The sequence below is a fragment of the Streptomyces sp. NPDC002825 genome (assembly GCF_040295385.1).
Taxonomy (GTDB): domain Bacteria; phylum Actinomycetota; class Actinomycetes; order Streptomycetales; family Streptomycetaceae; genus Streptomyces.
Genome location: NZ_JBEOVH010000034.1, coordinates 36,434 through 57,176 on the forward strand (window position 1 = coordinate 36,434; position 20,743 = coordinate 57,176).

The window sequence follows — 20,743 nt, forward strand, 5'->3', positions numbered from 1 at the left end:
ACGGGGGCGGACGGGTGAACGGCTCCCTGCCGGACGGTGAGGCGCATCCAGACGCGCTCGCGACAAGCAAAAGGCATTGAAGTACCTCAAAAAGTGCCTCGGTACGTGTCCGTTCGCGCGGAGCCCGACCCGTGCGGCGGTGGCCTCGCGCAACGGACGCAACGATGGACGGACAGGGGAGCAACTGTGCGACTCAAAGACGAACTTCCTGTGGACCACCACCTCGCCACCGTGTACCGCTGGGGCGCCGCCCTCTGCGGTTGTGTCCTGCTCGTGTTCGGCTGCCTCGGCTTCGCCGACGCGCTCAGCCCCTTCGACACCTCCGGCGAGCGGATCGCCGGGATGACCACCAACACCGCACTGAGCTGGATCTCGGTGCTGACGGGACTGGCCCTCCTGGCCGGTGCGGTCGCGGGCGGGAACATCGCCTCCACCGTGAACATGGTCGTGGGCGGCTCGTTCCTGCTCAGCGGCTTCTACCACCTGTTCGTGCTCGACCGGCCCGCCAACTTCCTCGACTTCGGCATGACCAACGTGATGTTCAGCTTCCTCATGGGGCTGTTGATCCTGACGTTCGGCATGTACGGTCGGGTGTCCAGCAAGCTGTCGCACGACAACCCCTACTGGCGCAGGCGACACCCGCGCGAGGCCGCCGCGGAGTCGCTCGCACGCCGCCGCCTCGCCACAGCGTCCCTCCCGCTCCCGCCCGGGGCCCCGCGCACCGTGCCCCCGACGCTTCCCGGAACGGCCGGTCCGGCGGTTTCCGAAGGGCCCCCGTCGTGAACGCGGTCCTGGTCGTGGGAGCGACGGGGATGGTCGGAGGCCTCGCCGCGCGGGCGTTGCACCGTCAGGGCGCCTCGGTGGCGCTGGCCGGCAGGAACGCGGAGCGGCTGGCCGACCGGTCGCGGCTGCCGGGCGACTGCCCCCGCCGCGTCTTCGACGCCTACGACCTCGACGGCTGCGCGGCGCTCGCACCGTGGGCGGCCCGTGCCCTCGGACGCCTGGACCGCGTCGTCGTGGCCGTCGGAGTGGCGGGCTTCGGGCGGGCCGAGAGCGTCGACGAGGCCGCCGCCGAGCACCTCATGACCGTGAACGCCCTGGCGCCCATGGCCGTGGTCCGGGGCGCCCTGCTCCTGCTGGAGGCCGGAGGAGCGATCGGCGTCGTCACCGGCTCGGTCGTCGACGCGCCCCCGCAGGGCATGGCCGACTACGCGGCCGCCAAGACGGCACTCGCCACCTGGCTGGGCGTGGTCGGCAGGGAACAGCGGGCCCGGGGCGTCAGGGTCGTCGACGTGCGCATGCCCCACCTGGAGGGCGGGTTCACCGCCCGGGCGGTGACGGGGGAGCCGCCCGGGCTCCCACCCGGCGCCGACCCGGTGGCGGCGGTCGAACGGCATCTGCTCGCGCCCCTCACCGACGCCCCGGGGAGCCCGCACTGACCGTCCCCGGGGTTACGGGCGCCGCTCAGGCGTAGGACTGTCGGCGCCGGCCGCGGCGGGCCGCTTCGCCCTGGCGGGGCAGCAGCCGCTCGGGCGACGTCGGCGTCCTGGGGGAGGAAGGCAGTCTGGTCTTTGGTGGGAACGGTCGAATCGGGGCAGGCGAGTCGAGATATCTCAACCATGAACTTTCTCCATAATTGAGTGACATTAGAATCGAGGTATGCCGTCACGTTCACCGGACACCCCCGACCCGGGCAGCGACCTGTTCGCGTACGCCGTCCTGCTGCGCGCGCTGAACCGCGAGCTGAACCGGGCCACCCTGGACTTCGCCCATCAGCAGGGACTGCACACCACGGACATCCACGCGCTCGCCATGATCATGGATTCCTCGGCAGCCGCCGACGGTCCCGTGACCCCCACGCATCTGCGCGAAGAGCTCGGCCTCACCTCCGGGGCGATCACCGCCTGCCTCGACCGGCTCCAGCGATCGGGACACGTCAGCCGCGTGCGGGACACCACGGACCGCAGAGTCGTGCACCTCGTCTACAACCCTGACGCCCGAGCACTGGCCCGCGAATACTTCAGGCCTCTCGCACGAGCCACCGAGACCGCGCGCAGCCACTTCACCCCGGACCAACTCAGCACGATCGCGGACTTCCTCCGCGCACTCAACGCCGAGCTGGCTGCCGCACACGAAAAGCAGACGTGAGGCGGCGGGGAATCCGTAGAACCGCGATGAGACCGGACGCCTCGTTCGGCGGTGCCGGGCCATCAGATCTGACGACTTGGGGGTGGGTCCGACCGGCGCCGCACTCGCCGCCCCGCGTGGCGGTCGTTGTCAGATGACCGACACCCGTCCAGGCATTCAACGCCACTGTCCCATAACGGAGTTCGGTGATCGCTTCGTCGGTTGACGGGCCCGGTCGCGCGATGGCGCGCGGGTGCGACGGCACCCTCCACGCGGCCGTCGCTGCAGGGGCAGTACGCAGGCCGGGCCGCCCCCTCCTCGCCCGTGCCGAAGACGATCGCGTCGTGCGTCGCCGTGCTGCCCGTCATATGGACCTGGCCGACCTACGGGTGGTGCACGAGGTGCGTGCCGACGCCAGCGCCACCGGTCAGGATCCGCACCACGCCCGTTCCTCGCGACGTGCGTCTCCGGCGGACACGTATGCACTCCGCGTCGAGTACACGAAGCTGGTCAGGAGTACCAGGTCGCCTCCGCCGGCCGCGTCCGCCGGGGAACCTCCCGGGCGGGCATGGGCCTGCGTTCGCCGCCCGCGAGCAGGGTGCTTGCCGGATCGCCGCCGAAAGCGCCCGGAAGCGCCACCTCGACCTCGATGTCGCGAGGCGGGTCGGTGGGCAGAACCGTGGTCATCACCGTGGTCTGGGCGCGACGGCCATGGACGCTGACGGCGGCCACCTGCTTCCCGTCCACGAGGAGCTCCAGCTCCCGCGTCCCGCCCGTCCGCAGGTCCGCAGTGACCGAGCAGCCGGCGTACTCGCAATGAAACTGGTACTCGCGGCCCATGATCGCCTCCCGGAAGCGCCCGCCAACGAGACCCCTTCGCCCCATTGTGGCACCGGGAGACAGCTCGCGTCGTTCCGGCCGACGGCCTGCCGCCCACCTGAGCGAGCCCTGGCATGACGATCGCCGCGTCGGCAGGCTGTCGGCTGTCCGGCGAGGCTGTCGGCGATCTGTGGGCGATGTGTCGGGGGCCGCTGGAACCGTGGGTGTCGAGCTGTCCTGCCGGGCAGCCGCAGCCGCCTTCAACAGCAGGGGAGCCCCGCCGTCATGTCGTCCACGTCCTCCACCCCGCCCTGGGATGTTCAACGGCCGCCGTGTGCCGATGGCAGCGTCTTCCTGGTCACCGGCGGCAACGCCGGCATCGGGTACTTCGTAGCCGAGCAGTTGTCCGCAACCGGAGCCACTGTCGTACTGGGCAGCCGGAATCCCGCGAAGGCCGAAGTCGCCACGGCCTCGATCCGCTCGCGTGTCCCTGGCGCGCGGGTGCGGGCCGTACGGCTGGACCTCGCCGACCTCTCGTCGCTCAGAAAAGCGGTGGAAGCACTGGATGTGGAACACCTCGACGCGGTGGTCCACAACGCCGGCGTCGCGCTCGACGCCCCGCGGCGCCGGGAGACCGGGGACGGTCACGAGCTCATGTTCGGCACGAACCACCTCGGGCACTTCGCGCTGACCCGCTGGCTGATGCCGCTGCTGTCGGCCGCACCTGCGGCCCGCATCGTGACCATGGGCAGCTTCGCGGCGAAGTCCGAGCGGCTCGACCTCGACGACCTGCAGTCCCTCAAGGACTACCGGCCCAAACACGCCTACGGACGCTCCAAGCTTGCGCAGATGTACTTCGGCCTCGAACTCGACCGCCGTCTGCGCGCCGTCCACAGCACGGTGGCAAGCGTGGTGGTCCATCCCGGCGGCGCGCTGGACTCCCTGACCCCGTCACGGCCGCCCGTCCATGTGCGGACCGCTGGTGCGCGGCTGTGCGGTGCACCAGCCGCCCTCCTTGTCCAGGGCAAGCACGCCGGCGCATGGCCCGCGGTCCGAGCGGTGCTGGACCCCACCGTGCGCGGAGGGCAGCTGTGGGGACCGCGCGTCTTCAGCCTGCGCGGCAAGCCCCGACGTGAACGGGCGTGGAACCACCTCACCGACACCTCCGTAGCGGCGCGGTTGTGGGAAGCCAGCTGTGACCTGACCGGCATCGACCTCGGCACCCTCCCCGGACAGCCCCGGGCGCGCTGACCAGCAAGCGCGCTCAGGTTGGTGAACCGTGGCGTTCAGTCACATGCGTTCGTACAGGTCGGCGGGGCGGGCACGGGAACGGCCACCGTGACCATGAACGTTTGTGAGGACGATCAAGGACCAGGTGGCCGTGGAGGCCGCGACAGCAGGAGACGAGAAGTCCTCCACCGACTGGGTGGGCGCCGCCCGCCAGTACTCCGGGGCCCTGGGCGGGGTGCCGGGCTCTTACATCGGGTCGGGGAAGATGTCGCTGATGCTCCAGGCGACGCTGAAGCAGGGAGCGAAGGCGTCGGTCTCCTGCTCGGTGTCCAGGGTCTGGAGCGCGAGGATCTGGCTCATGGGTGATCTCCTCTTTCCTGTCGGGGTTGTGTCGGTCGGTCACTGCATACCTCGGCACGCCGAGGGGTTCATGGGGCCCGTACGGCGGCGCAGGCGGCCGCCGCGTGGTGGCGCTCCGTCAGGAGCGGGCCGGTCAGGAGGCGGTGCAGGGTCAGCAGGACACCGGCCCCGCCGCTCGACAGGTCGGCGGTGAAGCGCTGTGAACCCGCTCCGAGGAAGCGGACACCGCGCCGGTACGGGACGGCGTACTTCAGCAGCCCGGTCGCGGCGCGTACGGCGTCCTCGCGGGCGGCGTCCGTGCCGGTGAGCTCGGCGTGTCCGGTCAGGAACCAGGTCAGTCCGGCCAGCCCCCGGTACAGGCCCGCCTCCTTCGTGGCGCGGGAGACCCGGATGCCGGCGACCAGCCGTGGCAGTGCCGCGGCGCAGCGCTCGTCCGGCGCGGTGGCCACGTACCGGGTGAGCACCGCCGCGAGACCGGCCGCGCCGGTGGCCAGGTACGGCATGGCGCGGGTGAGCCGCGCGTCGTCGGAGAGGGACAGGGCGCCGTCGTCCAGCGGAAACGTCCGGTCCAGCTCCTGGTGGAGCAGCAGACGGCCCGCCTCCAGGAAGCGCGCCTCGCCCGAGGCGCGGGCCAGCCGGTGGAGGAAGAGGGCGAGCCCCGAGCGGCCGTGCAGGAGGCCGCGGGCGTCGTGCTCGCCGAGAGTGGCCTGCACGTCGGGGGTGCGCAGCAAGCCTTCCCCCGCCGCGGCGGCCCGCTCCAGGTGGGCGTCCTCCCCGGTCAGCCGGTGCAGGGCGAGCCAGCCCAGGCCGACACCGGCCCGTCCGCCGGCCAGAGTGCCGCAGGAGGCGGTGAGCGGGTGCCGGTCGGCGTCCCTGAGCAGGTCGACGGCCTCGTCCAGCCGGCCGAGGCCGGCCAGCACCCGGGCGACGCCGGCGGAGCCGACGAGCAGTCCGGGCGGCAGCGCGTCGCGCACCGCCAGCGTGTCGCGGCGCAGCCGTTCGCGGATGTCCTCCGGCACCCCGGCACCGGCCGTGTGCAGGGCGTGCACCACCCCGGCGGTGCCGTAGGCCAGGCACACGTTGTTCGTCCGGAACGCCTCGGGCGAGGGCGGGAAGGCCCAGTCCGGCCGGCCGGCGTCAGCCATCTCGAGGAGACCCGTTGCCACCTTCTCGGCGAGCCGGGTGAGGCAGCCGCGCGGATCGGCGTCCAGCTCGGCGGGGGAGGGCGGGCGGTCGGGACCGTTCCGGTCCTGCGCCCGGTCCGCCGTCAGGTGGAAGGCCGTCGCCCGCCGCCACAGGTCCTGCGGTGGAGCCACCTCCGCCAGATCGCGGCGCAGCAGGGCGAGGTTGGCCGGCGCGTGCTCGGCGACCTCGTTGAACGGCGCCAGGAAGGCGAGCGCGACCGCCGACGTGCCGTACCGGTCCTGCAGCAGCGGATCGGTGCCGGTCCCCCGCAGTCCGGGCGGCGGTGTGAACCCCGGAGTGCCGATCCCGGACGGGGCCGCGGACAGCGCCGAGGCCGCCTCGAAGTCCACGAGTCGGACCCCGCCCGACGGCGTGACCAGGACATTGCCCAGGCTGAGGTCACCGAACCGGTAGCCGGCGGCGTGCAGCCGCTCCAGCGAGGCGTCCAGCGCGGCAAGGAGACGCCGGCACGCCGCGTAGTACGCGGCGACGGACCCCGCCGTGCGGTCGGCGCGGGCCAGCGGGGAGGACCGGCTCAGCCAGCCCACCAACGGCTGCCCCGCGACGTACTCGGTGACGAGGAAGTCGTGCTCCCACTCCGTGAAGTGGTCCAGCGGCTCCGGGCCCACCCCGGGGGCGGCCGTGTGCAGCGCGCGCAGCACGTCGTACTCGTGCCGCAGCCGCTGCCGCGCGTCGGTCCCGTCGAAGACCAGGCCGTTGTGGGCGCGCGCCTCCTTGAGGAAGACGGCGCGGCCGGTCCTCCGGTCGCGGGCCCGATAGGCGCCGCCGGCGTTGCTCAGACGCACCGCGCGGGTCACCTCGTAGTCGCGGATCAGGATCGGGCCGGCGTGCGGCTCCTCCTCCCGCTCGACGAAGGGGTCCGTGATCCCCGAGGGCAGGTGGAAGGCGGGCAGCCGCGGGTCCACGACCTCGCGGCCGGAGCCGTCGCGGACCAGTCCCTCCCGGGTGCCGTCGGCCCGCAGCCGGCTGCGGGCGCCGTCGAAGGAGCCGTACCGGTAGTGGACCGTCCGAGAGTCGCGGAAGCGCCGGTCGGTGAGGACGTACGGCCCCTCCTCCCCGTCGAGCGCGTCACGCAGGCGTTCGAGGAGTCGGCGCGCGGTCGCCGTGTCCGGTGGGTAGACCGCGCAGAACTTGCCCGACTGGGCCCGTGCGGCGTGCTTGTGATGAAGGAACAGGAAGAAGAGCCGGGCGCTCAGGTGCTTGAACGGCACGCCTTCGGAGAAGCAGATCCCGGCGACCGTGTCGAGCACGTGCTGTGCCCGGTCGAGCCGCGCCGACACGTGGATCTTCCAGCCCTGCCCGGCGAGCCCGGCCCGCGGACCGCCCCAGACCGTCCACATGCCCTGGGCGGACCCGCGCAGGCCCGGCGGCACCTCGCGGGGAGCGAAGCGCGGCCCGGGGTCGGCCACGCTGGGCAGCGGCACGTAGTACTCACGGTCCGCGACCGCCTCGCCGAAGCCTTCGAGCACGGGATCTCCTTGTACGGGGGGTGGGCCACCACCGTCTCGCGCGGCAGACGCCAGGACCGGCAGGTACGGAGGCAGTTCGGCGGCGGTACGCGAGCGGTATCAGCCGTCCCCCCCCGGGCTCGGCCGCGGGGCCGCCCCGGCTCCGTCACCCGGACAGCCTCACCGGCCGTGTCCGTGCGTGCTCGTGGGCCGCGCCCGCTCTTGGACACGGGGGTTGGTGCCCCGTACGAGAACCTCGAAGGGCAGGTGGCCAAGGCGCGTCGCCCGAACATCCCGTTGATCGTCACCGACGAGGAGCGGGCGGTGATCCCCCGCCCCGACGGGTACTCGCTACCGGCCCGTGAACGGCCGGCCGCGAGCGGGACGACCTTCGACGTACGCTCCGGAATCCTCGCCGCCGATCCCGCCCACCGCGACCTCGTCCTGCGCTGCTCGAACCTCCTCGTGACCCTCTCCCTCGCCCTCGTACGCCACGGAAGGTCAGTGCTCGGCGGCACCGCGCAGGAACGCGGGGTGCCGGGCCGCCAACTCCTGCTCCACCCAGGCACGTCGCTCGTCCAGGGAGGGACGGCGTCCCGGCTGCGCCCTCGTGCGCAGCCGGCCGAGCAGCGCTCCCGCGTGGGAGAGCACCATCGGCGCGTCCGACGCGGCACGGCACAGGTCGTCGAGACCGACCCGCAGGAAGTCCTCCCATGACGGCAGGCGCATCACCACCCGGACGGCGCCCCCGTCGTCGGCGATCGACCGGTCGCCCAGGTCCGCCGACGCGATCAGCCGGAGGAGCCCCTCCACGGAGTCCAGGACCTGCACGGCGGTCGCGGGGTCGTTGATCGCGGGGGAGAGCGCGCGCAGCCCGATGTCGGACAGGAGCCGGAAGGCGAAGGTCGGATCCTGATGGAACGTGCGCTCGACCTCTCCGACCACCGCCCGCAGCACCTCGGCGTCGGGGACACGGCCGCCGCGGACCTCGGCCACCACGTCCCCCGGATGGAGGGTGGTTCCCACCCGGACCTTCAGGACCACCACGGCGTCGGTCCGCGTCGCCGCCCGTACCAGCCGGAGCAGGTCCACCTGCGACACCAGGACGGTGTCGTCGGCCCACACCACGGTCGACGTGACCTCCGGCAGCCGGCGCGTCCCACCGGCGTCGGGTCCGGCGTCGCCGGCGTGTTCCGGCGGCGGGTAGAGGGCCAGCAGGACCTTCCGCCCCCGCTCGCGCACGTCGTTGAGGACGTGGGCGAGCTGGATGGAGCGCAGGGCGTTCAACTGCAGTCGCCGGACCAGGACCAGGGCCACTCCGGTGAGCAGCAGGGCCGACGTGGGCACGGCCACGGACACGGTGCGGCGCGAGCCGACGGCCAGCGTCGCCGTGGCCGAGAACACCAGGAGTCCCACCACGAGCGCGAAGACCCGCCACACCACGGGGTCGGTCCGGAACAGGACGAGCCGATGGCTGAAGTTCCCGGCCGCCCACTGCACGACCAGGAACAGCAGGGAGAAGACCAGCGTCGTGACGCTCAGCACCCCGACGCCGATGACCTTCAGGACGTCGACGGCCCGCAGCGCCGACACCTGGTAGCCGCCGTCGATCCCGGGCAGGACCAGTCCCAGCGCGAGCCCCACGGCCGCCGCGACCACTTGAGCGGACCCCGCCCGCAGCGCGCGTCGTGGCCGGACCACGCGCTCGGCCGAGCGATCAGGACCGAACAGCATCGTCGGCGGGGCGTCCAAGGGCGTTCTCCGATCAGGTGCACGGTCGCGGCGAGGAAACGCTCGGACCTCGGACGGGCCGGCGCAAGGCGACATGCCGTGAGGCCGTGAGGCTCACCGGCGTGGAAGCGGGGCCGGAAGTCCTGGTCGGGGCCGGAAAGGTCTTGGGTCCGAGCCGGAAGGTCTCAGTCGAAGGTGAGCACCTCCGAGACGGGCCGGCGCGGCGTGGCTCGGCCCCCGGGGCCGTACCCCAGGCGGATCACCATGTGGACGAAGCCGATCGTCGAGCCGGGATCGCGGGCGTCGGAGCGGAGTTCCGGCCATTCCAGCGGCTGGGACATGAGGGAGGTGGCGAGGCCGTCGAGGGTGGCCCGCAGGAGGACGCGCTGCAGCGCCTGGCCGGCCTTCAGCCAGTCCTCCGGGGTGTCCCGGACCGTGCCGAGCAGGGCGATCTGCGGCCTCTTCTCGAAGCGCGCCGACTCCCGGCCGGGCACCTGCCGGGGAGAACCGAACTCCCTGACCGGGGAGGTCACGTCGTACTGCCGCGGGCCGAAGGCGTACGCCGGGATGCCCTCGGTGCCGGGGCCCTCACCGGCCGTGCCCGTGCGCGTCCAGGCGGCGATCTCCGCGCGCACGGCTTCGTCCGCCGCTTCGAACAGTTCGGAGGCGTGGACGAGGTCCATGACGGTGTCGGTGTGCCATGCCCCCGGTACGACCAGCCGGCAGCCTTCGAGCAGGGCCGCGGCACGCAGGCCGTCCATCAGTTCGGAGGGGATCACCTCGTCGGTGAAGGGGAAACGGCTGGTGTGCCGCCGCGCCAGCGCGCCGTGGAGCGAGACCAGGTCGCCCTCGACGTCCCCGGAGCCGTCGAACCGTACGTCGGCGAGGTGCCAGGGATCGTCCGGGGAGGGCAGCAGCGTCACCGCCGGATGCAGGGACCGGTACGCGGCGGAGACCCGCAGCCCGAACAGGGCGGCACCGCAGCCGAGGTGCAGTGCACGGTGGTCGGGGTCCTCGCGCGGCATGCCCCGCAGCGGGTCGCCGTGCAGCCCGATGACGCCGGCGTCCGTCCTGGCGACGAAATGCCACGGCTGTGCGTTGTGCATCGAGGGAGCGGTGACGGCGTCTTCGATCAGCGATGTCACGAGTGATCGGGTCAGAGCGATGGTAGACACGGTTCGTCCTGTCGGGGGTGAGTCACCGAGAGAGGTCGTCCGGAGTGGTCGTCCGGCGTCCGGGCGGAGGTGGCGTACGGTCGGCTCGTGGCGGGTCTGCTTCATCGCCGTGCCTCCTCTGCGAGGGCGGGGTTCGGACGGTGGGTGCCCGCGTCGTGCACCTTCCACCCGCACGCTCGGGGCGGGCGAGGTTTCGGACGGTGGGATACCCGCGTCATCCACCCTCCACCGCCCGCTCGGGGCCTGCGAGGGCCGAACGGTCCACCGTCCGGGCCGAACGGGCTCGTCACCGCCGGTCCGCGTGCCGGCCCCCCCGACGGGGGACCTTTGGTCCCTTCAGGGGCCCCAGCGGCCCTCAGGCCGTCCGGGACCGGCTGCGACGGTGGAGGGGAAAGCCCTCGGAGCGTGGGAGGAGGAGCCATGGACGGCACCGCTGCCCGTCCCGGCCTCGGCAGGGTCGTGGTGGGCGTGGACGGATCACCGTCCGCGCGGACGGCGGCGATGTGGGCGGCCGCGGAGGCGGCCCTGCGGGGCAGCCCGCTCTGCCTCGTCCACGCGGCGGACACGGACGCGCCGGCCCTCCTCCTGTCCCCGGCGGAGATCGACGGCAACCGCCGGGCGGGGCGGGACCTGCTCGACCGGACCGCCCGCGAGATCACGGCACGCCACCCCGGGCTCACCGTCGTCGGGGAACTCGGCGAGGGCCCCGCCCCCGACCAGCTGCGGAGAGCCGCCGCCCTGACCGGCACGATCGTCGTCGGACACCGGGGTCTGGGAGGGTTCTCCTCCCTGCTGCTCGGATCGGTCGGCATCGGGGTCGTGGCGGCCGCGACCACACCGGTGATCGTGGTGCGCGGGGCCACCGAGGCCGCCGCGGCGGGTGTGGTCCTGGCGGCGGTGCGGGACGAGGCCGACGTGGGCTGCGCCCGTGCGGCGGCCCGCGAGGCCGTGCTGCGCGGGGTCCCTCTGCGGCTGCTGCACATCTGGCGTGTCGGGCTGTCCGCCGGCTCACGGGCGGGGGTGCGCGACGGCGGCGAGGAGGCCGCCCGCGGTCACGTGCGCCCGCTGTCCTCGGTCGCGGACCGCATCCGGGAGGAGTACCCGGAACTCACGGTGCAGGCCGACGGCCAGAAGAGTCACAGCGTGCCCGGAGCCCTCGTCGAGGCGACGCGCGACGCCGCCCTCGTCGTCGTCGGAGGCCGACGGTCGCCCGGCTACCTCGGACCGACCATCGGGCGGACCACGCTCAGCCTCGTCCAGCACGCCCACTGCCCCGTGGAGCTCCTTCCCCGGCAAGGGCTGGGCCACGGGAGCACGTCCTGACACGGGAAGGGGCGCCTTGACCCGGGGCCGGTGGGTCGTGGCGTACGTGTGGACAGGGCACGTGAGCGAGGACCGAACGGCTCGTGGTCGGTCGTCCCGTACGCGTGGACACCGTGGGTGACCGTGGACCGAACGGCTCGCCCGGACCGGACGGGGAACCTACTGTGAACATGTGCCCGCCAGGCGCAGACCGTGCCCGGCGTGCCGGGAGGTGGTGATGGGACACGACGATCCGGTGCCCGACAGCAGGCATCCGCAGCTGCGACTCGACGAGCTGCTCGACGAGCTCCAGGCGCGCATCGAGGAGATGCGGGGCACCAGGGACCGGCTCGACGGGCTGCTGCAAGCCGTCATGTCGGTGGGCCGCGAGCTCGACCTTCCCCAGGTGCTGCGCGGCATCGTGGAGGCGGCCGTCACCCTGGTGGACGCCGAGTACGGCGCCCTGGGCGTCATCGGGGACGACCAGAGGCTCTCGGAGTTCCTCCCCGTCGGCATCGGGGACGAACTGCGGGCGCAGATCGGCGACCTGCCCTCCGGGCACGGACTGCTCGGTGAGCTGATCCGCAACCCGAAGCCGCTGCGGCTCTCCGAGCTGTCCGAGCACCCCGCCTCCTACGGGTTCCCGCTGCACCACCCGCCGATGCGCACCTTCCTCGGCGTGCCCATCCGGGTCCGCGACGAAGTGTTCGGCAACCTCTATCTGACGGAGAAGCGGGGAGGCGACTTCGACGCCGAGGACGAGGCGGTCGTGACGACGCTGGCCGTCGCGGCCGGCATCGCCATCGAGAACGCCCGTCTCTACGAGGAGGGCCGCCTCAGGCAGCGGTGGCTCGCCGCCAGCTCCGACCTCACCAGCGCCCTCCTGTCCGGCGCGGAGGAGACCGAGGTGCTCGACGGGATGCTGGAGCAGGCCGTGGACATCGCGGCCGCCGACATGGGGGTGTTCTACCTGGTCGGCCCCGGCGGCGAACTGCGGGGCTCGCGCGCCCACGGAGAGGGCGCCGAAGTACACCGGGGCGTCGTCCTGCCGAGCAGCGAAGGAACCCTGGCCGAGGCCGCCCTCGCCCAGGAGGGCCTGCTCACCGTCGCCGACGTCGAGAACGAGCCGCGCATCAGGGTGCAGCCCGAACGCTGGGCGGGATTCGGTCCCGCGGTGGCCGTCACGGTCGGCACCAAGGAGCGACTGAGCGGGGTGCTGATCCTCGCGCGGAAGCGCGGGCGGCCCCGGTTCACCGGGCTGGAGATCACGGCTCTCCCCGGATTCGCGGGGCAGGCGGCCCTGGCGCTGGAACTGGCCGACCGCCGCCGCGACGCCGAGCAGGTGAGCCTCCTGGAGGACCGCGACCGGATCGCCCGAGACCTGCACGACCTCGCGATCCAGCGCCTGTTCGCCACGGGCATGACACTGCAGAGCGCCCGCCGTTTCGTCGAGCACCCGGAGGCCGTGGACCGTCTGAGTCGGGCGATCGACGACCTGGACGCCACCATCAAGATCATCAGGTCGACCATCTTCGGTCTCCGGGAGCACGAGCCCTCCGAGGCCCCGAGGCTCAGGAACCGTGTGGTCACGGCGGTCGACCAGGCGGCGACCACCCTCGGATTCGCGCCGGCTCTGCGGATGGAGGGCCTGCTCGACACGGACGTGCCCCATGACGCGGCCGAGCAGGTGATCGCGGTGATCGGTGAGGCGCTCACCAACGTGGCCCGCCACGCGCGGGCCCACAGGGCGGAGGTGGCGGTCGTCGCAGAGGAGGGCCTGCTGGCGGTGACGGTGAGCGACGACGGCACCGGCATCCGGCAGGACGGCGCGCGCAGCGGACTGCGGAACCTCGCCGAAAGGGCCGAGCGGCTGGGCGGCACGTTCTCGGTGCACGCGAGGGCGGAGCCGCGCGGCGGCACGGTGGTGGAGTGGCGGATCCCGCTGCCGGGGGAGGGGGCTCAGGACTGAGCGGGCCTGGGCGGGACGGAGCGGGACCTGGGCGGGACCTGGGCGGGACGGAGCTGGACCGGCGTGGACCGAGCGGGACCTGGGCGGTACTGAGCGGGACCCGCACGGACTGTGCGTTTTCGAGTGAGGCAGCACCCCCCGTACCGCACGGGCTCAGAGTTCCCCCCGTCCCTTCCTCTCCGGGCCGAACCGGTCCTTGTACGCGGACGGAGTGATGCCCGTCCCGCGGCGCATCAGCAGCCGCAGGTTGGCAGCGGTGCCGAGGCCGCTCTTCCGCGCGACGACCTCGAAGCGGTACTCGCCCCGCTCGATCAACCGGCAGGCCAGGGAGAGGCGTTCCCCCGTGAGCCACGTCAGCGGTGTCGTTCCCAGCTGTGCGCGGAAGCGGCGATGCAGCGTCGCCGGACTGACCCTCGCACGTGCGGCGAGGTCGGCGACCGTGAGCGGTGAGTCCAGCCGCTCCTGGGCCCACGCCAGGACGGGAGCCAGGGACTCGTCCGGCAGGTCGGGCATGGGGCGCTCCACGAACTGGCGCTGCCCGCCGTCCCGGTGGGCGGCGAAGACCAGCCGGCGGCTCACGGAGTTGGCGACCTCCGCGCCGTGGTCGCGGCGGACCAGGTGCAGCCCGAGGTCGAGCGCGGCGGCGCTCCCCGCGGCGGTGAGGATGTCGCCGTCGTCCACGAACAGCACGTCCGATTCGAGGTGGACCGAGGGGAAGCGGGCGCGGAAGGAGTCCGCCCACTGCCAGTGCGCGGTGGCCCGACGTCCGTCGAGGACCCCGGCCTCGGCCAGGGTGAAGGCACCGCTGCAGAAGCCGACCAGGCGCGCACCGCGTGCGTGCGCCCGCCGGACGGCATCGAGTACGGCGGGACGGCGGGGCACCTCGACGTCCGGGCGGTTGGGGACGATGAGGGTGTCCGCCGCGTCGGCCGCTTCCAGCCCGGCGACTCCCGTGAGCGTGAAGAACCCGTCCCGCATCAGGGTGCGGGGCTCGGGAGAGCAGAGCCCGAAGTCGTAGAGGTCACGACCGATCTCCGGTCTGCGCAGGCCGAAGACCTCCGTCGCGCAGCCGAGTTCGAAGGGGTTCGAGTTCTCGTCCACGATCACGACGACCCGGTGTGCGCCCGTCGCGCGCACCGCCTGCGAGGATTCTTTCGTCATGTGCGATTCCTAGCACTCACGCCGCTGGCGCGAGCCGGTCCACGATGAGCCCATGAGCAACGAACCCGTCTCCCTCGGCAAGGCCCTGGCCTCCTTCGACGCCCTCTGGAGCCCCCGGATCGTCACGCGCGTCAACGACTACGACGTCCGTGTCGCGAAGGTCGAGGGCGAGCACATCTGGCACGTCCACGACGACACCGACGAGTTCTTCCTGGTGCTCGACGGAGAGCTGCACATCTCCCTGCGTGAGCCTGCTGGTGAGCGCACCGTCCTGCTCCCGCGGGGCGCGGTCTTCACCGTCCCCCGGGGCACGGAACACAAGCCGTACGCCCCGTCCGGCGCCGCGATCCTCATGTTCGAGCCCACCGGGACGCTGAGCGTGGGCGATCGCCACGGCGAGGTCCCGGACCACGTGGACTCGACGACGGGGCACGCGCTCGACGCCTGAGCCGACGGGCGCCGGCTCCTGCGTGAAGACCTGCTGCCGAGATGTGGAGGAGCTCGGGGAAGTCCGTGAGTCTTCCGTCGGTGAATCGCGCGCGGAGTGGGGTCGATGGGGTCGTCCCGCCGATCCGACTAGCCGGTAACACCAGTCTGACCTGTGGAAACGTGGATCTGCCCGGCGTGGTGCGGGGACCGTGGTGTGTTCGAACGACAGGGGTATGGTCGGCCGCGTTCGCCTGACGGGGTGAACGAGGAGGGCGAAGACCGACCGTAGACGTTCGAGGCGAGGCAGACCGATGGAAGTTCCGGCCACCGCTTCGGCCGCCCGCGAGGACCGGGCCGAGGAAAGCGCGGGCAGCGGGGGGTGGTTCGCGCGAAGCCCGGGCGGCGGGACGTCGAGTGCGGGCGAGGGCGCAGGAACGGACACCTCCGACGCCGCCCTCCTGCGCCGGACCATGGCCGAGATCGAGCCGATCGCCGACACCGTCGTCTCGTACTTCTACGCACTGCTCTTCCTCCGCCACCCCGCCCTGCGGGCGCTCTTCCCGGCGGCGATGGACACCCAGCGCGACCGGCTCTTCACCGCGCTGCTCACCGCAGCCACCCACGCGGACGACCCCGTCACCCTGACCGCGTACCTGACCGAGCTCGGCCGGGGCCACCGGAAGTACGGGACGCGGCCCGAGCACTATCCGGCCGTCGGCGAGGCCCTGATCGGCGCCCTCGCCCGGTATGCGCCGTCGACCTGGGGGCCCAGGGCCGAAGCCGCGTGGGTCGGCGCGTACACGACCATCTCCCAGATCATGATCGACGCGGCGACCGCGGACGAGCTGCGGGCGCCGGCCTCGTGGCAGGCGGAGGTGGTCGCCCATGAGATGCGGACGAAGGAGGTCGCGGTCGTCACGGTGCGGCCCGACCAGCCGTACCCCTTCCTCGCCGGGCAGTACACGGCCCTGGAGACGCCCTGGTGGCCGCGGGTGTGGCGGCACTACTCCTTCGCCTCGGCCCCGCGCTCCGACGGCCTGCTCTCCTTCCACGTCAAGGCGGTGCCGGCGGGATGGGTCTCCAACGCGCTGGTCCACCGTGCCCGCCGGGGTGACGTCATCCGACTCGGTCCCCCCACCGGTTCCATGACGGTCGACCACACCACCGACAGCGGGCTGCTCTGCCTCGGCGGCGGGACCGGAATCGCGCCCATCAAGGCCCTGGTGGAGGACGTGGTGCGGCACGGCCGGCGGCGTTCCGTCGACGTGTTCTACGGTGCCCGGCGCAATGACGACCTGTACGACTTCGACACCCTGCTGCGGCTGCAGCAGTCGCACTCCTGGCTGTCGGTCCGGCCGGTCGTCGACGACGGTCCCGTCGGGCTGTCCGGCGGGCTCCCCGGGGCGGTGCGCGAGTACGGCTCGTGGCAGACCCACGACGTGTACCTGTCCGGCCCGCCCGGCATGATCCGACGCGGCGTCGACACCCTGCTCGGCATGGGTGTCCCGTCCCGTCGCATACGGCACGACTCCATCGAGGGACTGGTCGGAGCAACGGCGTGAGCACTTTCGAACAGACGATGCCTCTGCGGATCAGCCGGCCGGGCAGTCGCGGCGAGCACCTGGTCCAGCAGCGGATGGGCAGTACGGAGCGGGCCGACCGCTTCTACGGTGAACAGGTCCTCGACCGGCTCAATCCGCGGATGCGGGAGTTCGTGGCCCGGCAGGAGATGTTCTTCCTCGCCACCGCCGACCGGCACGGCGAGTGCGACAACACCTTCCGGGCGGGCCCGCCCGGGTTCCTCCACGTCCTGGACGACGGAACGCTCGCCTACCCCGAGTACCGGGGCAACGGCGTGCACGCCAGCCTGGGCAACATCGAGGAGAACCCGCACGTCGGCGTTCTGATGGTGGACTTCCTGCACGACCGCGTCGGACTCCACGTCAACGGCCGGGCCGGGATCGTGGCCGACGAGGAGATGCGCCGCGAGCACGGCACCCTCGCGGTCGACCCGGTGCCGGGGCGACGGGCACTGGTGTGGGTGGTGATCACGGTGGAGGAGGCGTACATCCACTGCGCCAAGCACATTCCGCACCTGCAGAAGGTCCCGGCGCGCGACGCCGGCCGCCCGTGGGGCACGGACGACGCGAAACGCAAGGGCGGCGACTTCTTCGGCGCGGCCGCCGACGCACCGGCCCGAGGCACCTTCCTGCCCCCGCCCCGCGCGAACGCGGCGACGTGGCGCGCCGAAGCGGAGCGAGCCCTGGCAAGGGCGAGGCGCCCCGCCCCCGGACCGGGCGCCGCCCCCGGACCGGGCGCCGCCCCCGGACCGGGCGCCGCCCCCGGACCGGGCGCCGCGCCAGAAGACGGACGGCAGGACTTCAGCGGCTGGTTCAGCAGAAACCCCCGGCCCTGACGGGCCGAGTCAAGGGATCGTCGCCCCATCCCCCGGAGCCCGGACGCCCCTTGGCCCTGAGGTCGTGGAGCACCGGTTGCCGCCCCCGAGACGCCCGGTGAGAATGGTCAGTGAGCGACGTCTCGCGACCGGGGCGTGTCCGCAGCAACTGTCCCACCACACCAGGAGTTGGTGAGCGAGGGCCGGATGCCCAGAATCCCACGTGGCGTGGCCGACGCGTCGGGCGGACGGGCCGTCGTCCACGACCGCCAGGGCGCACTCATCGCGCTGGACCTGGAAACCGGCGCGGTGTTGTGGCGCCACGGCCGCGCGCTGCGCCCCTGCGCGATCGTCGGCGGGAACGTGGTGGCGCTGCGCATGGGCACCTCGCCCGAGCTCGAGGTCGAACTCCTCGACGCGGGCGAGGGAACGGAACTCTGGACGTCGCCCACCCTCGCGCTGCCGCCGTGGGCCCACCCGACCCTGCAGGACTCGCCCGAGTTCACCGTGGACACGGCGGAGTACCAGGATCCGCTCGTGATCCGGTGGACCGCCCGGGCCCTGTACCGGGGCGGCGCGCCACCGGGTCCCGCGGTGGCGGGAGACCGGTCCCACGAGGCACACGGCGCCCTGCGGGTCGGCGTGGCGACTCCCTCGGTGGAACCGCTGGCCGGGACGGCGACCGTGGCCGAGGCGGAGGTCCCCGAGCGCCCGCCCCCGCGCCTCGCCCCCGACGTGCTGGACTACGGGCAGGTCGGCGCGCTCCGGCTGGAGCTCACCGTCCGCCCCGGCTCCGGCGGCCAGGACGCCGTCGTCCTGCGCGCCGTGGACCCCCGTACCGCCGCGGCCGTCTGGGAGGTGGTACTCGACGAGACGGCGGAGACCCGGCCCCGCAGGCTCCGCCCGTAGCCCTGCCGGGAAACATCTCCCAGAGGTGCATCATGACCATCTCGGACGAACAGCTCGCCCAGGCCAAGGACATCACCGTCGAGCAGGTGCGGCTGCTCCGCAGGAGCCGGGGTGCCACGAACGAGACGCTGGACGGACTCCCCGTCACGGCCGTGCGCCGGGCCCTGCGCCGCCTCGACTACCCCGACCTGCCCAACGCGCGGCTGCTCTTCCGGTACGAGCAGGAGCGCGGCGACGACGGTACGGTGCCGCCGAACGCCCAGGGCGCGGCGCGCGCCCGGACGCGTTCGCTCGTACGGAGTACGGCACCGGCTCCGCAGACGGCCGGCGTGCCGACCGGGCACCACCGCGGTGCCCGTGCCGGCCGGCCGGCCCCCACCGCGGGGATGGCGCTCACCCGGTGGGAGTGGCTCGGCCCGGGAAACATCGGCGGGCGTACCCGCGCCCTCGTGGTCGACCCCGGACACCCGAACAAGATGTGGGCCGCGAGCGCCGGCGGCGGTGTGTGGATCACCCGCAACGGCGGAGCGACGTGGGCGCCCGTGGACGACTTCCTCGGCAACCTCGCGTGCGCGTGCATGGCGATGGACCCCTCGGACCCCTCGACGATCTACGTGGGCACCGGCGAGGGCTTCTCGAACATCGACGCCCTCCGCGGCAGCGGCATCTTCCGCACCACCGACGCCACGACCTGGGCACCCCTGCCCGCGACGCAGACCCCGGACTTCCGCGCCGTGACCCGGATCGCGGTCTCCTCGACGGGCGCCGTCGTCCTCGCGTCCACCGACACCGGACTGTTCCGCAGCTCCGATCCGGCCCGGGCGACCTGGACCCAGGTCCTGGACATCCCGCTCGGCCAGGTCGTGTTCGATCCGGGCGACGACAGCCGGGCGGTCGCCGGCGCGCTCGACGCGGGCGAGGCCTGGTTCAGCACCGACGGAGGGCTCACCTGGCAGGCCGCGGCGCACGGCCCCTGGTCGGGCCGGGTCGAACTCGCCTACGCGGTGAAGGACCCGCAGATCGTGTACGCCTCGGTGCAGGCGCAGACCGGCCGCATCTGGCGGTCCACCGACGGCGGCGAGACCTATCGGATCAGGAAGACCAAGGCCCCGAGCGGCAAGGTGGCCGACTACCTGGCCGACCAGGGCTGGTACAGCAACGCGATCTGGGCAGGGGACCCGACGGACGCGGACCTGCTCGTCACCGGCGGCGTCAACCTGTGGCGCAGTACGGACGGCGGCGACCACCTGGCCGAGATCAGCACCTGGTGGGACCCGGCCTCGGCGCACGCCGATCACCACGCCATCGTGGCGCATCCCTCCTACGACGGCGTGCACAACAGGACCGTGTTCTTCGGCAACGACGGCGGGGTGTTCAAGGCGGCGGACCTCGCGGTGGTGGGGTCGGAGCCGAAGGCGCCGTTCGTCGACGGCTGGACGGAGCTGGACAACAACTACGGCGTCACGCAGTTCTTCGGCGGTGCCGGGAACACCGTCAGCGGAAAGATCATCGGCGGTGCGCAGGACAACGGCACGCTCCTCTTCGACCCGGCGACCGGGACGGAGGGATGGACGGAGTTCCAGGGCGGTGACGGCGGCTGGTGCGCCTGCGACCCGACCGACCCGGACGTCCTCTACGGCGAGTACGTCTTCCTCAACATCCACCGCAACGACGACGGCGGCGCCACCGACGACCCGGACCGCTACATCAGCGGGCAGTTCTGGAACCCGGCGATCCCCGGCTGGGACTGGAAGCCGGTGCCGTTCCGTATCCCCGACGCCAAGAACCAGCAGGCGCTGTTCATCGCGCCGTTCGTCATGGATCCGGACAACCCGCAGCGGCTGCTCGCCGGCGGCATCTCCCTGTGGCGGACGAACGACGCGAAGGCGCCGAACACGCCGACCTCGGGCCCCGGTTGGCAGGCGATCAAACCCAGCGCGGGGTCGCTGATCAGCGCCCTCGCCGTCGCTCCGACCGACTCCGACGTGGTGTGGGTGGGCCACGTCAACGGCATGGTCTTCCGCACCACCGACGGCACGGCCGCGACGCCGGCCTGGGACCGCGTCGGGGTGGTCGGCCCGAACCCGCTGCGTCCGCACCGGTACTGCACGAGCATCACCGCCCATCCGACGGACGTGCGGACCGCGTACGTCGCCTTCGGCGGGTTCGAGCCCGGCAACCTGTGGGTGACGAAGGACGGCGGCGCCCGCTGGACCGACCTCTCGCCCACCCTCCCCGCCGCTCCCGTACGTGCGCTCGCCGTGCATCCGCGGCGCCACGCGTTCCTGTACTGCGGCACCGAGGTCGGCCTGTTCGCCAGCGAGGACTCCGGGACGACCTGGTCACCGACGAACGAGGGCCCGACCAACTGCTCGGTCGACGACCTGTTCTGGATGGACGAGACCCTCGTCTGCGTGACCCACGGCCGAGGCATGTTCCGGATCGACCTGTCCGCGGTCTGACGGTCCGGCGAGGGTGAAGG

At 72.8% G+C, this 20,743-nt stretch carries 16 protein-coding genes; 11 read left to right on the forward strand and 5 right to left on the reverse strand.

The features are described from left to right. Positions 1–186: 186 nt before the first annotated feature. The 3 genes from ABT041_RS32365 (at position 187) to ABT041_RS32375 (ending at position 2,148) form a co-directional block, all read left to right on the forward strand. Positions 187–783: a DUF4383 domain-containing protein gene (locus ABT041_RS32365; RefSeq protein WP_351191193.1), complete on the forward strand. Its 597-nt coding sequence runs from the start codon at positions 187–189 to the stop codon at positions 781–783. Next, complete coding sequence (locus ABT041_RS32370) at positions 780–1,439, forward strand: SDR family NAD(P)-dependent oxidoreductase (protein ID WP_351191195.1); 660 nt, start codon at positions 780–782, stop codon at positions 1,437–1,439. Before ABT041_RS32365 ends, ABT041_RS32370 begins: the two co-directional genes overlap by 4 nt. A 220-nt stretch (positions 1,440–1,659) precedes the next feature. Further along, complete coding sequence (locus ABT041_RS32375) at positions 1,660–2,148, forward strand: MarR family winged helix-turn-helix transcriptional regulator (protein ID WP_351191197.1); 489 nt, start codon at positions 1,660–1,662, stop codon at positions 2,146–2,148. A gap of 489 nt (positions 2,149–2,637) precedes the next feature. Here ABT041_RS32375 and ABT041_RS32380 read toward each other — a convergent pair whose 3' ends face one another. After that, on the reverse strand, positions 2,638–2,967 hold the full coding sequence (locus tag ABT041_RS32380) for a hypothetical protein (RefSeq protein ID WP_351191199.1): 330 nt from the start codon (positions 2,965–2,967) through the stop codon (positions 2,638–2,640). Positions 2,968–3,231: 264 nt separating this feature from the next. Between ABT041_RS32380 and ABT041_RS32385 the strand changes: the two genes are divergently transcribed. After that, positions 3,232–4,197, forward strand: a complete 966-nt coding sequence (locus ABT041_RS32385) for an SDR family NAD(P)-dependent oxidoreductase (protein ID WP_351191201.1) — start codon at positions 3,232–3,234, stop codon at positions 4,195–4,197. 407 nt (positions 4,198–4,604) lie between these two features. On the opposite strand, the gene lanKC is transcribed toward ABT041_RS32385, so the two are convergent. The 3 genes from lanKC to ABT041_RS32400 form a co-directional block, all read right to left on the reverse strand. Continuing rightward, on the reverse strand, positions 4,605–7,211 hold the full coding sequence (gene lanKC / locus ABT041_RS32390; RefSeq protein WP_351191203.1) for a class III lanthionine synthetase LanKC: 2,607 nt from the start codon (positions 7,209–7,211) through the stop codon (positions 4,605–4,607). A 480-nt stretch (positions 7,212–7,691) separates the two neighbouring features. After that, positions 7,692–8,942: a DUF2254 family protein gene (locus ABT041_RS32395; RefSeq protein WP_351191205.1), complete on the reverse strand. Its 1,251-nt coding sequence runs from the start codon at positions 8,940–8,942 to the stop codon at positions 7,692–7,694. Between the two features lie 164 nt (positions 8,943–9,106). After that, a complete protein-coding gene (locus tag ABT041_RS32400; protein WP_351191207.1) occupies positions 9,107–10,096 on the reverse strand; it encodes an Acg family FMN-binding oxidoreductase in 990 nt (329 codons plus the stop codon). A gap of 420 nt (positions 10,097–10,516) precedes the next feature. On the opposite strand from ABT041_RS32400, the gene ABT041_RS32405 reads away from it, so the two are divergent. Together ABT041_RS32405 and ABT041_RS32410 are read left to right on the forward strand one after the other, a co-directional pair. Further along, the gene (locus tag ABT041_RS32405; protein ID WP_351191209.1) at positions 10,517–11,419 is read left to right on the forward strand and encodes a universal stress protein; all 903 of its coding nucleotides are present in this window, start codon (positions 10,517–10,519) and stop codon (positions 11,417–11,419) included. Between the two features lie 217 nt (positions 11,420–11,636). Beyond that, entirely contained in the window at positions 11,637–13,367 is a 1,731-nt protein-coding gene (locus ABT041_RS32410; protein ID WP_351191211.1) for a GAF domain-containing sensor histidine kinase, read from the forward strand. Between the two features lie 153 nt (positions 13,368–13,520). Here the strand turns inward: ABT041_RS32410 and ABT041_RS32415 are convergent, their stop codons facing one another. Further along, the gene (locus ABT041_RS32415) at positions 13,521–14,528 is read right to left on the reverse strand and encodes a GlxA family transcriptional regulator (RefSeq protein ID WP_351191213.1); all 1,008 of its coding nucleotides are present in this window, start codon (positions 14,526–14,528) and stop codon (positions 13,521–13,523) included. 52 nt (positions 14,529–14,580) lie between these two features. On the opposite strand from ABT041_RS32415, the gene ABT041_RS32420 reads away from it, so the two are divergent. The 5 genes from ABT041_RS32420 (at position 14,581) to ABT041_RS32440 (ending at position 20,723) form a co-directional block, all read left to right on the forward strand. Beyond that, positions 14,581–14,976 (forward strand): cupin domain-containing protein, encoded by a 396-nt coding sequence (locus tag ABT041_RS32420; protein WP_351191215.1) that lies wholly within the window; start codon positions 14,581–14,583, stop codon positions 14,974–14,976. A 292-nt stretch (positions 14,977–15,268) separates the two neighbouring features. Further along, positions 15,269–16,519: a globin domain-containing protein gene (locus tag ABT041_RS32425; RefSeq protein WP_351191217.1), complete on the forward strand. Its 1,251-nt coding sequence runs from the start codon at positions 15,269–15,271 to the stop codon at positions 16,517–16,519. Positions 16,520–16,536: 17 nt separating this feature from the next. Beyond that, positions 16,537–17,373 (forward strand): pyridoxamine 5'-phosphate oxidase family protein, encoded by an 837-nt coding sequence (locus tag ABT041_RS32430; RefSeq protein WP_351191303.1) that lies wholly within the window; start codon positions 16,537–16,539, stop codon positions 17,371–17,373. A gap of 207 nt (positions 17,374–17,580) precedes the next feature. Beyond that, positions 17,581–18,261, forward strand: a complete 681-nt coding sequence (locus ABT041_RS32435; RefSeq protein WP_351191219.1) for an outer membrane protein assembly factor BamB family protein — start codon at positions 17,581–17,583, stop codon at positions 18,259–18,261. A 32-nt stretch (positions 18,262–18,293) separates the two neighbouring features. Continuing rightward, positions 18,294–20,723, forward strand: coding sequence for a WD40/YVTN/BNR-like repeat-containing protein (locus ABT041_RS32440; RefSeq protein ID WP_351191221.1), 2,430 nt, complete (start codon positions 18,294–18,296; stop codon positions 20,721–20,723). The last annotated feature ends 20 nt before the right edge of the window (positions 20,724–20,743 follow it).

Coding starts and splice junctions, on each gene's coding strand:
- ABT041_RS32375 (WP_351191197.1), top strand. CDS start 1,660: ATGCCGTCACGTTCACCGGACACCCCCGACCCGGGCAGCGACCTGTTC.
- ABT041_RS32380 (WP_351191199.1), bottom strand. CDS start 2,967: ATGGGCCGCGAGTACCAGTTTCATTGCGAGTACGCCGGCTGCTCGGTC.
- ABT041_RS32385 (WP_351191201.1), top strand. CDS start 3,232: ATGTCGTCCACGTCCTCCACCCCGCCCTGGGATGTTCAACGGCCGCCG.
- ABT041_RS32405 (WP_351191209.1), top strand. CDS start 10,517: ATGGACGGCACCGCTGCCCGTCCCGGCCTCGGCAGGGTCGTGGTGGGC.
- ABT041_RS32410 (WP_351191211.1), top strand. CDS start 11,637: ATGGGACACGACGATCCGGTGCCCGACAGCAGGCATCCGCAGCTGCGA.
- ABT041_RS32415 (WP_351191213.1), bottom strand. CDS start 14,528: ATGACGAAAGAATCCTCGCAGGCGGTGCGCGCGACGGGCGCACACCGG.
- ABT041_RS32420 (WP_351191215.1), top strand. CDS start 14,581: ATGAGCAACGAACCCGTCTCCCTCGGCAAGGCCCTGGCCTCCTTCGAC.
- ABT041_RS32425 (WP_351191217.1), top strand. CDS start 15,269: ATGGAAGTTCCGGCCACCGCTTCGGCCGCCCGCGAGGACCGGGCCGAG.
- ABT041_RS32430 (WP_351191303.1), top strand. CDS start 16,537: ATGCCTCTGCGGATCAGCCGGCCGGGCAGTCGCGGCGAGCACCTGGTC.
- ABT041_RS32440 (WP_351191221.1), top strand. CDS start 18,294: ATGACCATCTCGGACGAACAGCTCGCCCAGGCCAAGGACATCACCGTC.